Annotated in this window: 10 protein-coding genes; 2 read left to right on the forward strand and 8 right to left on the reverse strand. The window is 32.2% G+C overall.

The features are described from left to right. Positions 1-609: a DUF4254 domain-containing protein gene (locus ACFDSN_RS01825; protein WP_375238145.1), complete on the reverse strand. Its 609-nt coding sequence runs from the start codon at positions 607-609 to the stop codon at positions 1-3. A gap of 137 nt (positions 610-746) precedes the next feature. On the opposite strand from ACFDSN_RS01825, the gene ACFDSN_RS01830 reads away from it, so the two are divergent. After that, complete coding sequence (locus tag ACFDSN_RS01830) at positions 747-1,997, forward strand: Y-family DNA polymerase (RefSeq protein WP_375238116.1); 1,251 nt, start codon at positions 747-749, stop codon at positions 1,995-1,997. Further along, the gene (locus ACFDSN_RS01835; protein ID WP_375238117.1) at positions 1,994-2,434 is read left to right on the forward strand and encodes a LexA family protein; all 441 of its coding nucleotides are present in this window, start codon (positions 1,994-1,996) and stop codon (positions 2,432-2,434) included. Before ACFDSN_RS01830 ends, ACFDSN_RS01835 begins: the two co-directional genes overlap by 4 nt. 72 nt (positions 2,435-2,506) lie before the next feature. Here the strand turns inward: ACFDSN_RS01835 and ACFDSN_RS01840 are convergent, their stop codons facing one another. The 7 genes from ACFDSN_RS01840 to ACFDSN_RS01870 form a co-directional block, all read right to left on the reverse strand. Then, positions 2,507-2,785, reverse strand: coding sequence for a F0F1 ATP synthase subunit epsilon (locus ACFDSN_RS01840; RefSeq protein ID WP_375238118.1), 279 nt, complete (start codon positions 2,783-2,785; stop codon positions 2,507-2,509). A gap of 75 nt (positions 2,786-2,860) precedes the next feature. Then, positions 2,861-4,369 (reverse strand): F0F1 ATP synthase subunit beta, encoded by a 1,509-nt coding sequence (gene atpD / locus ACFDSN_RS01845; protein WP_375238119.1) that lies wholly within the window; start codon positions 4,367-4,369, stop codon positions 2,861-2,863. Between the two features lie 171 nt (positions 4,370-4,540). Beyond that, on the reverse strand, positions 4,541-6,052 hold the full coding sequence (locus ACFDSN_RS01850) for an SGNH/GDSL hydrolase family protein (RefSeq protein ID WP_375238120.1): 1,512 nt from the start codon (positions 6,050-6,052) through the stop codon (positions 4,541-4,543). A 1-nt stretch (position 6,053) separates the two neighbouring features. Then, the gene (locus tag ACFDSN_RS01855) at positions 6,054-8,792 is read right to left on the reverse strand and encodes a TonB-dependent receptor (protein ID WP_375238121.1); all 2,739 of its coding nucleotides are present in this window, start codon (positions 8,790-8,792) and stop codon (positions 6,054-6,056) included. A gap of 168 nt (positions 8,793-8,960) precedes the next feature. Next, positions 8,961-10,808 carry a glutamine--fructose-6-phosphate transaminase (isomerizing) gene (gene glmS / locus ACFDSN_RS01860; RefSeq protein WP_375238122.1) on the reverse strand — a complete coding sequence of 616 codons (1,848 nt, stop codon included), beginning with the start codon at positions 10,806-10,808 and terminating at the stop codon, positions 8,961-8,963. Positions 10,809-10,813: 5 nt separating this feature from the next. Beyond that, the gene (locus tag ACFDSN_RS01865; protein ID WP_375238123.1) at positions 10,814-12,439 is read right to left on the reverse strand and encodes a DUF4270 domain-containing protein; all 1,626 of its coding nucleotides are present in this window, start codon (positions 12,437-12,439) and stop codon (positions 10,814-10,816) included. A gap of 12 nt (positions 12,440-12,451) precedes the next feature. Further along, positions 12,452-13,261 carry a glycogen/starch synthase gene (locus tag ACFDSN_RS01870; protein ID WP_375238146.1) on the reverse strand — a complete coding sequence of 270 codons (810 nt, stop codon included), beginning with the start codon at positions 13,259-13,261 and terminating at the stop codon, positions 12,452-12,454. Between the last annotated feature and the right edge of the window lie 93 nt (positions 13,262-13,354).

The following is a 13,354-nucleotide window of genomic DNA, read 5'->3' on the forward strand; positions in this document are numbered from 1 at the left end:
TTATTTCTGACCTCTTAATACTGGATTAAGTTCATCATCATTATACATTTTCATTTGCTTATATACTTTCATATATTTATCGCCAGATTCAATATCTGAAACTAAATCTTCTATAGCAGTACTTAAATCTACACGTTGCTCTAATAAAATATTTAACTTTGCTTGACAAGCAGAAATATGAGAATCAGAAGCGTCTTTTCGCTCTACTTCTTCATTCATATGGTAAATTTTAAGAGCTAAAATTGATAATCTATCTATTGCCCAAGCTGGACTTTCAGAATTAATTTTAGCTGATTCTTTTGGAGTAACATCTTTATATTTCTCTAAAAAATAACTATCTATAAACTCCACCATATCTGTTCTATCCTGGTTAGAAGCATCAATCTGCCTTTTTAAAGTGATAGCTGCAATAGGATCTATTTGTGGATCTCTAATAATATCTTCGTAATGCCATTGTACCGTATCTATCCAACATTTTCTGTATAATAAATGGGCTATTAAATCGTCGGTTTTATCATATTTATTTGTAAAACTTTGATCTACGGTATTTACAACGTGATATGTTGTAATAACATCTTGAAAAATAGCATTTGCTTTTTGCGTAAAAATCATTTGTTTAATTTTATAGCTGTAAAGATACTTTAAAAATAAGACATCTCACAACTAGAAAAACAGCTTAAAATTTAACAGTTCAAGTTATTAACATCGGCAATCTCAACACTCTTTTAAATTATCTTTACAAACGTATGTATGCTTTAGTTGATTGTAATAATTTTTACGCCTCGTGCGAACGGGTTTTTAATCCAAACCTAATAGGAAAACCTGTCGCTATTCTTAGTAATAACGATGGTTGCGTTATTGCACGAAGTGATGAGGCTAAAGCACTAAATTTACCAATGGGTGCACCTATTTTTAAATGGGAACAATTTTGTAAAATAAATAAAATAGAAATATTATCGTCTAACTATCCTTTGTATGGTGATATGAGTCATCGTGTAATGTCTATTCTAAAACAATTCACTCCAAATCTAGAGGTCTATAGTATAGACGAATCTTTTTTAGAACTTAAAGGCTTTCAAAATTACAACTTAACAAATTATGGAACACAAATAAGAAGCCGTGTGTTAAAATGGACTGGTATTCCAACGTCTGTTGGTATTGCACCAACCAAAGGTTTATCTAAAATTGCTAATAAAATTGCTCGAAAAAGTAAATCTGGTGTTTGTATTATTGATACAAACGATAAACGTATTAAAGCTTTAAAGTGGATTAAAATTGAATCTGTTTGGGGGATTGGAAATAGGTTAAGCAAACGCTTAAAACAAAAAGGTTGTGTTACGGCTTTCGATTTTACACAAATTCCAGAAGTCATTATTAAAAAAGAATTTTCTGTTATAGAAGCAAGATTGCATCGTGATTTAAATGGTGTTGAAACATTAAAGTTGGAAAATAATCATCAGGATAAAAAAATGATTGCCACTACACGAAGTTTTAAAGGTACGTTAAAAAACCCAAGCGATATTAAAGAACGTATGTCTACATTTGCATCACATTGTGCACAAAAACTACGAAAGCAAAAATCCAACTGCCATAGTATAATTGTAATATTACGTAGTAATAGATTCGATAAAAACGGAAGACAACACGGTGAAAGTAGAGTTATAAATTTGGCCACACCAACCAACTCATCTTTGGTTATTAGTAAAGCTGCAGTAACCGTAGTTGCACAAATGATTAAGAAAGATATAGATTACAAAAAAGCAGGTGTTATAGTAACTGGCATTATACCAGCCAACAGTTACCAGTTAAATTTATTCGAAAAAGATAACAGTAAACACATTCCTTTAATGGACTGTATAGATAGTTTGAACAAAAAATATGGTACCTTTAAAATTAAATTAGGTAATCAAGATTTACAACGTACTTGGAAAATGAAACAAGAACGTTTATCGCCTAAATACACCACAAACATTAACGATATAATTGTTGTAAAATGATAGCACATAAATCTGGAAGTTTAACTTTTTTTACGCCCGAAACTATAGATGGCGCATCAGCTCAGTTTTTTGACACTGGAATTTCAGCTGGATTTCCTTCACCTGCAGAAGATTTTACAGAAAATAGATTGTCTTTAGACGATGAGTTGGTAAAAAACAAAGAGGCAACATTTTACGCAAGAGTTAGCGGACAATCTATGATTGGCGCAGGTTTAGATGATAACGATTTATTAGTTATAGATCGTAGCTTAGAACCTATTAACAATAAAATAGCGGTATGTTTTCTAGATGGGGAATTTACAGTAAAGCGTTTACGTGTAGATAAACAAGGGATTTGGTTACAACCAGAAAACCCTGATTATCCTATTATAAAAATTACACAAGATAATAACTTTTTAATTTGGGGCATTGTAACCAACGTAATTAAAAAAGTATAAAACTTATATTCCTAAAACAAAAAACGCAAAGCTAAGCTTTGCGTTTTTTGTAATATATAACAAGTAATTTATTTAATCAGCTAAAACAATTACTTTATTATCTTTCATTTCTATAGTACCTGAGTTAATATCTAACACTGTGTTTTTATTAGCATCAATAGTAAATTTATCCTTTACATCTTCGCTAATTTCAACACTACCGCCAATTTTAACCATTCCAGCTTTTAATACAGAAACTATTGGTGCGTGATTATTTAATAACTGAAAATCGCCATCAATACCTGGTAAAGTAACACTTGTTACTTCCCCGCTAAATAATGTTGCCTCAGGTGATACAATTTCTAAATACATATTCTTTTAGTTTGCAGTTTGCAGTATACAATTAACAACTGTTAAAATCTGAAAATTGAAGACCACTAACTAATTTTAAGCTTCTGCCAACATTTTCTCTCCTGCTTCAATAGCGTCTTCAATAGAGCCTTTAAGGTTAAATGCAGCTTCTGGTAAGTGATCTAATTCACCATCCATAATCATATTAAAACCTTTAATAGTTTCTTTAATATCTACTAAAACTCCTTTAAGACCTGTAAACTGTTCTGCTACGTGGAAAGGTTGAGATAAGAAACGTTGTACACGTCTTGCTCTACCTACAGCCATTTTATCTTCTTCAGATAATTCTTCCATACCAAGAATAGCAATAATATCTTGTAACTCTTTATAACGCTGTAATAATTCTTTTACTCTTTGTGCGCAATCATAGTGCTCATCACCTAAAATATCAGCTGTAAGAATTCTTGAAGTAGAATCTAATGGGTCTACCGCTGGATAAATTCCTAATTCTGCAATTTTACGAGATAATACTGTTGTTGCATCTAAGTGAGCAAACGTTGTTGCTGGTGCTGGATCCGTTAAATCATCTGCAGGTACGTAAACTGCTTGTACAGATGTAATAGAACCTCTTTTAGTTGATGTAATACGCTCTTGCATTGCTCCCATTTCAGTAGCTAATGTAGGTTGGTAACCTACGGCAGAAGGCATACGACCTAATAATGCTGAAACCTCAGAACCTGCTTGTGTAAAACGGAAAATATTATCTACGAAAAATAAAACATCTTTTCCTTGTCCTTCACCTGCACCATCACGGAAATATTCGGCTATAGTTAATCCTGAAAGTGCTACACGTGCACGTGCTCCAGGTGGCTCATTCATTTGTCCAAAAACGAAAGTTGCTTTAGAATCTTTCATAGCAGACTTGTCTACTTTTTGAAGATCCCATCCACCTTCTTCCATAGAATGCATAAAGTCATCACCGTATTTGATAATTCCTGACTCTAACATCTCACGAAGTAAATCGTTTCCTTCACGTGTTCTTTCTCCTACTCCTGCGAATACAGAAAGTCCACCATGTCCTTTTGCAATGTTGTTAATTAATTCCTGAATCAAAACTGTTTTACCAACTCCTGCTCCACCAAATAATCCAATTTTACCACCTTTTGCATAAGGTTCAATTAAATCAATTACCTTAATACCAGTAAATAATACTTCCGTAGAAGTTGATAAATCTTCAAACTTAGGCGCACTTCTGTGAATTGGCAAACCAGCATCTCCAGATTTTGGTAAATCACCTAAACCATCAATAGCATCTCCAATTACGTTAAATAAACGTCCGTAAACATCTCCACCAACTGGCATTTGTATTGGGGCACCAGTTGCAACAACTTCTGTTCCTCTACTTAAACCATCCGATGAATCCATTGCAATAGTACGTACTGAATCTTCACCAATGTGAGATTGTACCTCTAATACTAATTTTGTTCCATCAGCTTTATTAATTTCTAATGAATCGTAAATTTTTGGAAGTTCTGAACCTGCTCCGAATTCTACATCGATAACTGGACCAATAATCTGTGCAACCTTACCTGTAACTTTTGACATTACTTATCTATTTAATATTATGGTATTTAATTGATTTGAAAACACTTCGGTTTTCGGCTGCAAAGATAGAGGTTTTAATTTAATAAAAAAGTTGAATTAGCAGCTTTTTTAAAACTAAAAAAAGCACCTTCAAATTGAAGGTGCTTTTTTTAGTTTTAAGACAATTAAATCTTATTGTAATGTTGGAGAATATGTTACACCAAAATCTTCTGCAGATGAAACATTTCCAGATGCAACAAAGTTAGAGCCATAAGTTAAATCTATAGCTTCTAAGAATTTGTTAGCCATTAAAGCATAACCTCTTGCTGTTAAATGAATTCCATCTAAACTAACTAAACCTCCAGTAACTAAGTCTGTAGTTAAGTTATAATTATCAAAAACAATTCCAGTACTAGAAGACTCAACTAGGATAGCATTTAAGTCTACAAATGCTAAGCCTTTAGAGGCTGCAACATTTGCAATTGTAATATTGTAAGCATCTGTTGCTGTTTTTATATTTTCTTGTTCACTAGGAATTAAAACCCATTTGTCTGCTAAAGGAATTCCAACCCCATTAACCGTTGTTGGATTTCCTGGTACAGCTTCTGTACCAATAAAACTTGCTGCAGGTAATACAATTAAATCTTCTGCTGTAGCTTGTCTCATACTTACTAACTGTGCGTTTATACCTGTAAGGTCTGTTAAGCTTTCATCCATAATAACAACAGCATTTCCTTCTCCTTCTGCAAAAACAATAGTACGTTTTGCAATTTCTAAATCTGCATCTGCCTGACTAATAGCATTATTAGCTACTAAGAAAGCAAAAGCTCCTTGGATACCAGCGTTATAGGCACCATAAGCACTTGCGCTATTTAAAAAGCCTGCAGTAGCAGCATCTAATGGTATTATATTATGAGTAACTGTAGTGAAATGAGGTAAACTTGTAATATATGGTACATTTGTAACTACTCCATTTGGACACACTGCAGTTAATTGATTAACCATATCGTTAAAGACAAAATCAAATGTTGCTTCTGGTGTAATAGGGTCTGTATCATCTCCACCAGTTGTAGCGTAACCTAATACATCATTTCCACCAATTTCAGATAAAGAGAAAAAAGTTGGTGTTTGTGCTATAGCATATTCTAACATAGAAACAGTTGGTGAATTTGCCATTCTACCAAAATATGGATTAGCTGTTGCATATCCATTAAAATCTATATGAGTACTTTTAGCACCAGGGATTCCAACATTTTCAAAAATACTACCATCAGCTGCTAAGCTAACTGTAATATCTGTTGTAGGTACTGCTTGCAAAACCTGCGGTCCACTTCCGTTAAAAAATAATCTTGGATTTGCAAGTACTGTAGCACCAAAAACTAAACCACCAATATTATCATTCATTAATGGTTGAGAAAAATCTCCTCCGCCAACTTTAGAAAACTGTTTAGATAAGGTGTTTGGAAAAGAATTTTCTTGTGCCGCTTTAAACAAAGCACCGTCTGTATAACCCGCTGTAAAAGACGCTCCAATTGATACGTAATTAGAAAAATCTGCAGATCCAGCGCTTAAAGCTGGTAAAGGTTCTGAAACCACAGGTGGCTGATCTAAAAACTTTTCAAAATCTGTTTCATCATTACATGCTGTAAAACTTACTGCAATTGCAATAAGTCCTATATATTTAATGTTTTTTAATGTTTTCATCTTATAAGTTATTAATTGTTATTGATGCATAATACATAGAACCAATATTACCTGTACCAAAAGCAGTGAAATATTCTTGTCCCGTTAAATTGGTAGCTCCTACCTTAATAATAGATTTTAAAGAAGGGATTTTATAATTTACTTGTGCATCTAATACATGAAATTCTGGTACGATACCATTTCCAAATGTTGCTTCCCAGAAATAATCATCACTAAATCTATATGCAATGTTAAACCCTAAGTTTTTTACAACCTCAGTGTGCCCAAATGATGCTTTAAATTTATGTTCTGGTGTATTAAAGTTTGTTTGGAAGTCTGGGTTAGAATCTCTATCAAAATCTTGTTTAGTAAACGTATAACTTCCACCTAGATCAAAACCTTTTAATATTTTTGTAGATAACCCAATAGATGCACCGTAAGAATTAACATCAACATCAGAATTAGTGTACGTGCTATATGCTTGAAAATCGCTATTTGCAATTGCTGCAATACCAGAAGCATCATTAACAGAGCCATAGAAAGGAGCTATTACAACTTCTTGAGAAATAAAATCTTGATATCTGTTATAATATGTACCAAAATCAACAATTATTTTTTTGAATTTACCTCTATAACCAACCTCTAAAGATGTTACTTTCTCTGGATTAACAGTGTTAGGATTAGCAACTTCTAAAACAGCTGGGTTACCTGTTTCTGCAAATTCAGTTACAGAACTTGCCGAGTATGAGTTGTTATAAGCTGCGGCTCCTGTTTGTGTGTATACTGTTCCATCATTGGCAGTAAAATCTCTAGAATATCTATCTAAATTACTTTCTGCAGAACCTACTAAAATTGCTCTTCCTGCATCTAAACCAATAAATAAATCTTGTGTTGTTGGGTTTCTAAATCCTGTTTGTGCAGAGGCTCTAATATTATGATTTCTATTAACTGTTAAGCCAGCAGAAATTCTTGGAGAAAAGAACCCATCAAATAACTCTGATTTATCATAACGTCCAGAAGCTGTAATTTTTAAATCCATATCTTCTGCAACTTCAAATTCTTTTTGAACTTGAGAGTATATACCAAATTCTGAATATTGTATTGGACTAAATTTATCTGTATAAATAGTTCCTCCTGAATTTAAATTGTATCGTCTAAAAGATCCTCCAACTTGAATGTCTGCAATGTCTGTTAAGTGACTAAAATTGTAATTGGCATCTCCGTGGAAATATTTTGAAGCATCTTGAAATTTAGAACCTGTTGCTAAGTCTGGGTCATTAACACTTTTACTTAATGCTCCTTTAAATTGAGCTGATCCTGGTAAAAATCGACCTGTATCTGCTTGTGCTCTTGCTGCATCATGTTTTTGCTGATCTGTAAGCCCAAGCGGATTACCAGCTAACTCTATTCCTGCATAAGTGCCAATGTATTCCCCAAACCAATCTTCATCACTTTTCCAAGCTCTATTTATATTAATCCCGGTAAATACCATATCATAAGAATCTCCGGCTTTATCAGAAACCTCATAAGCTCTTACGAAAAAATTGTCATTTTTTACTTCAAATTTGTGTTGTTGCTGAAAGAACCCATTAATATTATATCTATTTGTTCCTTGGTAAATAGTACTACCTGTACCAACTTTACCTACATAAGATAATTCTAAACTCTTTCCTTCTATTGGTCTGAAATATAACCCCCAATCTGCTTTAATACTTTCTGCGTTATAATTAGTAAGATCTCTTTCATTATAACCTGTTCTACTAACAACTACATCTGGAACAATACCTGTTCCACCAGATAAATCATTTATATTTGCAGCTACCTCATCACCATAAACATTAATTCCATCATAATCTGTATTTGCTCTTGTTCTAGTTGGATCTATTTTATCCACTTCGCTTGTTGCTTGCCAATCAGTTCCTTTTAAATACCCAAAATTAATTTTGGCAGCAAATTTATCACTGAATTTATGAGCTATTCTTACACTTAAATCTGTGTAAGGATTATCACCTGCTGCTTCTTGAGACGTAATTCCTTGCTTAAATGAAGCACTTATACCTTCATAGTCAAACGGGTTTTTACTTCTCATAAATAATATTCCATTAAAAGCGTTTGCACCATAAAGCGCAGAAGAAGCACCAGGAAGTAATTCAACACTCAAAACATCAGTTTCCGTCATTCCTACTAAATTACCTATTGGAAAGTTTAGTGCTGGAGTAGAATTATCCATTCCGTCAACCAATTGCATAAATCTAGTGTTGGCAAAAGTTGCAAAACCTCTAGTATTAATAGATTTAAAAGTTAAACTGTTTGTGTTAACATCGACTCCTTTTAGGTTTTCTAACCCGTCATAAAAATCAGCTGATGCTGTATTTTTAATTTCTTTCAAACCAAAACGTTCAACAGTTACAGGAGACTCGAAAATACGTTCAGGAGTTCTTGACGCCGATATTACGACTTCATCTAAAGATGTTCCTTCTTGTAAAACAATATCAATTTTTTGATTATTTGATGTCACCTCAATATCAGTTGCTGTAAAGCCAACACTACTAACTTGAATAGTAAATGGAGGAGTCTGATCAGTTGTTAGGTTGAAATTTCCATCAAAATCAGTTGATGTACCTGTTGCAGTACCAACAATAATTACATTTGCTGATGGAATTGGCTGACTGCTATCATCTAGAACAGTACCAGAAATTGTTGTTTGTGCAACGGTAATCCCAAAGCAAAACAACAATAAAATAGAAAAGATTGATTTCATATTATTAATTTAGTTAGATTATTTAAGCGACAATATACGTTTTTTGTTAAATTAACATAATGTTTTAGAGATAAAATTATGCGTGCATAGTAAGATTTAACAAAAAAAGCATATTCATAAACTGAATATGCTTTAATTTATAGTTAATGTTTTGTAAACTACAATCTTCTACTCAACAGTAACAGATTTTGCTAAGTTACGTGGCTGATCTACATTTTTATTTAATAAGACCGCTATGTGGTAAGATAATAATTGTAGTGGTATTGTTGTTAATAAAGGTGATAATGCTTCAAGCGTTTCTGGAACCTCTATAACGTGGTCTGCTATTGATTTTACATCTTTATCGCCCTCGGTAACTATTCCGATTATTTTTCCCTTTCTTGCTTTAATCTCTTGAACATTACTAACTACTTTTTCGTAGTGTCCTTTTTTTGTAGCAATTACAAAAACTGGCATTTGTTCATCTATTAAAGCAATTGGTCCGTGTTTCATTTCTGCAGCTGGATAACCTTCAGCATGTATGTAAGAAATTTCTTTAAGTTTTAGTGCCCCTTCTAAAGCTACTGGGAAATTATAACCTCTACCTAAATATAAACAATTCTTAGAGTCTTTGTATTTTTTTGCAACCTCTAAGATGTGTTTGTCTGATTTTAAAGCTTTTTCTACTTTTCCAGGAATTAACTCTAGTTCTTGTAAATAATACTGAAAATCACTTTTAGACATTATACCACTTTCTTTTGCCAACTTCAAAGCAATAAGAGTTAACACTGTTATTTGGGTTGTAAATGCTTTTGTGGATGCTACTCCAATTTCTGGACCCGCATGAGTATAAGCTCCAGCATGAGTTTCTCTTGCTATTGTTGAACCAACAACATTGCAAACACCAAAAACAAAAGCGCCATTTTGCTTTGCTAATTTAATTGCTGCCAAAGTATCTGCTGTCTCTCCTGATTGTGATATAGCAATAACAACGTCTTTATTCGTAATTACAGGATTTCTATATCTAAATTCTGAAGCATATTCTACTTCTACGGGAATTCTAGCTAGGTTTTCAAAAATATATTCAGCAACTAAACCCGCATGCCAAGATGTACCACAGGCAACAATAATAACACGATTTGCATTTAAAAACTTTTCTAAATGATCGTCTATTCCAGCCATTCGAATAATACCTTCTTTTGCTAAAAGTCTGCCTCGATAAGTGTCTTTAATTGCATTTGGTTGTTCGTAAATTTCTTTCAACATAAAATGCTCATAACCACCTTTAACAATTTGCTCTAAATTAATTTGAAGTTCTTGAATGTAAGTTTCTGCTAATTCGTCGTTTTTTATTTTACGAATTTTAATCTCTTTATTTAGTCTTACAACAGCCATTTCTTCATCTTCAAGATAAATAGCTTTTTTAGTATATTCTAAAAAAGGGGATGCGTCACTTGCAATAAAAAATTCATCTTCACCAACGCCAATAGCTAATGGGCTTCCAAGTTTAGCAACTACTATTTCATTTGGTTTGTTTTTATCAAAGACAGCTATGGCATATGCTCCAATAACCTGATTTAATGCAATTTGGACAGCTTTACCAAGTTTTACCTTTTCACTAATTTTAACATACTCTATTAAGTTAATTAAAACCTCAGTATCTGTGTCTGACTTAAAAGTATAGCCACGCTTAATTAATTCTTGTTTTATAGATTCATAATTTTCAATAATTCCATTATGAATAATAACAAGATCACCTGAATTAGAATAATGCGGGTGAGAATTTACATCGTTAGGAACGCCATGTGTAGCCCAACGTGTATGTCCAATTGCTAAAGATCCTTTTAATGATATTTCAGAGTTTGCCTTTGTTTCTAAATCCGATACCTTACCCTTAGTTTTTGTTAGTTTTATATCTGATCCATCATATAATGCTATTCCAGCACTATCATAACCTCTATATTCTAATCGTTTCAAGCCTTCCAACACTATTGGAAAGGCTTCCCTTTTACCTATATAACCTACAATTCCACACATAATTTTTAATTTTCTTCTGTGTAATATATTTCAAATTTCACTCTTTTTTCTTCTGGAACATTTTGTGTTGCTCCATACAAAACAGTTCCTTTATTATTTAAAACTGAATTTTGAGGAATTGACTCTAAATCAACTTCATTTACTGTTGATGTACCTAAGGTTATTGGTGTTTTTAAGTCTGAAAACCCTATATTGTTAATGTTATTTGTAACAAAAAGCCCCAGTTTTGTATTGGTAGAGTCTCTAATTAATATATTATTTATATGCTCCGTTAATCGCAATTTGTATCGTCCTTGTCCTTGACTATCTTGATATAAAGGTACTGAATAGTTGGTAATTGATTGGCTGGGGTCAATAACACTCAATGATTGATCAAAAAAATAATCGATAATAGGAAGGTTGTTTTTTAAGTCATATAAAACAACTCTTTTTGGCTCTTCTCCATTAACCTTGTCTTGATCTACATAAAAACTTAAATTAGCCTCATTAATTAACCATTTGTCCTTGTTCGTTTTAAACAGCTCTAATTGGTCTGATACATTATTATTATCTAAGTCTTCATTTCCAAATAAATCTATTACAGCATAAGAACCTTCAAAACCTCTTAGATATAAATTATCATCACCATTAACATCATCTTCTACAATATTCATTAAAGCTGTTTCGTTTTCAAAAGTATTTAATGTAACACCACTAAAATTAAACTGATATATGGATGGGTCTCTAACGTCTTCTATAAAATCATCTTCAGTTTCTTCAAAATTAGTATAGTCAACAATAATATTTGCAGATAAGCTACTAAGATTTAATGCTACAAAACTACCGTCGTTAGTAATTGGTTCAACTTTAAAAATAAGTCCTCTAAAAAATTCTTTAAAATTATTAGCGTTCGTTAAGTATTCTGGAATAGTTTCTTCATCTAAGGCCAATAAATCTTTCCAAAATGTTTGTTTAGTAGGTGTATCGAACAAATCTAAACGCATGCTTGGTGAAATACGAGAAATAGTATCATTTTCCATTGTCTCATCATTATATTCTAAAACATAATGCTCAAGTTCACTTGGTGTGAAATAAGAGGTGTATGATAAAAGTAAATCTTCTTGAGATCCGAGGTTTAAGTCTGTATAGGAATCTGAATAATAATTTTGAGACTCTTCAAAATTAGTTGAAGGATCTAAAGTTCTTAATAAATAATTACTTTTATAAACAGATAATTTAAACGGAACCGTTGAGTTACCAAAAATAGAGTCTAATTGATATGTTGAGTTTCCATCAGAATCTGTTGCTAATAATGTAGAAAAATATGGGATGTTTAGCGTAACGCTTTCAATCTCTGGATCTGTCCCAAAATCTTTACTAAACACTGTTGGTACTATTTCTGTAATTATATTAGCTGTTGTTGCTGTATTATAAGTATTATCCCTTAAGATACCTAAATAAGATTGAGGTAAACCATTAACCTGAACTGGCCCTGTTTTTTTAGAATAAGCTAAAACAGGAAATTCCGCAACATTTCCACTGAAATTCTGCGCACCACTTAAGTCGCTTTCAACATTTACAAAATCCTCTTCACAAGACACTACAAATGTAAAAAGACAAATGGTTATTATTTTTGAAAATTTCTTAATCATAATAAAAAACGTTTACTCTAAAACGCTTGTGTTGTAAAAATTAGTATAAGCTTCTGCAAACTCGTCTTTTTCCTTAAAGTCTAAAACAGGTTTGTCAGATGCATCTATATATTCATTAATTTCTTTAGGTAACTCATACGAACCCTTAATTAAAGCGTCTGAATTGTCTATAGCAACTTTCATAAGGTTAGCGTAAGTTGGATCCTTTAATAAGGCTATCTTTTTTTCTTCAACTTTATCAAACTTAACCTTATTTATTAAATCTTTATTTAAAGAACCTTCAAAGCCAGACTCATAAACAGAAGTTACTATTTTGCTTTCATTAAAAAGTGGCTCATCTTTATAGAATTGTTTTAAGTAAACTGGTAATAGTGAAGCCAACCAGCCATGAACATGAATAATATCTGGTGACCAATTTAATTTCTTAACCGTTTCTATAACACCTTTAGCAAAGAAAATAGCGCGTTCGTCATTATCACTAAACAACTTACCTTCTTCATCTGTTAAAGTTGCTTTTCTCTTAAAGTAATCATCGTTATCTATAAAATATACCTGAATACGTTCTTTTGGTATAGATGCTACCTTAATTATTAAAGGCATATCTAAATCGTTTATCACTAAGTTAATTCCAGATAAACGGATAACTTCGTGTAATTGATGTCTTCTTTCATTAATATTACCAAATCTTGGCATAAAAATTCTAATTTGTCCACCCTGTTGATTAATCATACGCGGGTTTTCAAAAGACATAGAAGAAATTTCTGTCTCTGGTAAATAAGGCACTACTTCAGATGATACATATAATATCCTCTTATCTTTCATAAGCTTCATACGTGTAGTTTTAACTTTATTATTTAGCTTTAAACAAGCTTAAATTATTTTAATTTCTTGAAAAACAAGATAAAAACAAGCAAA

The organism is Aurantibacter sp. (assembly GCF_042094015.1).
In the GTDB taxonomy this organism is placed as follows: Bacteria; Bacteroidota; Bacteroidia; order Flavobacteriales; family Flavobacteriaceae; genus Aurantibacter.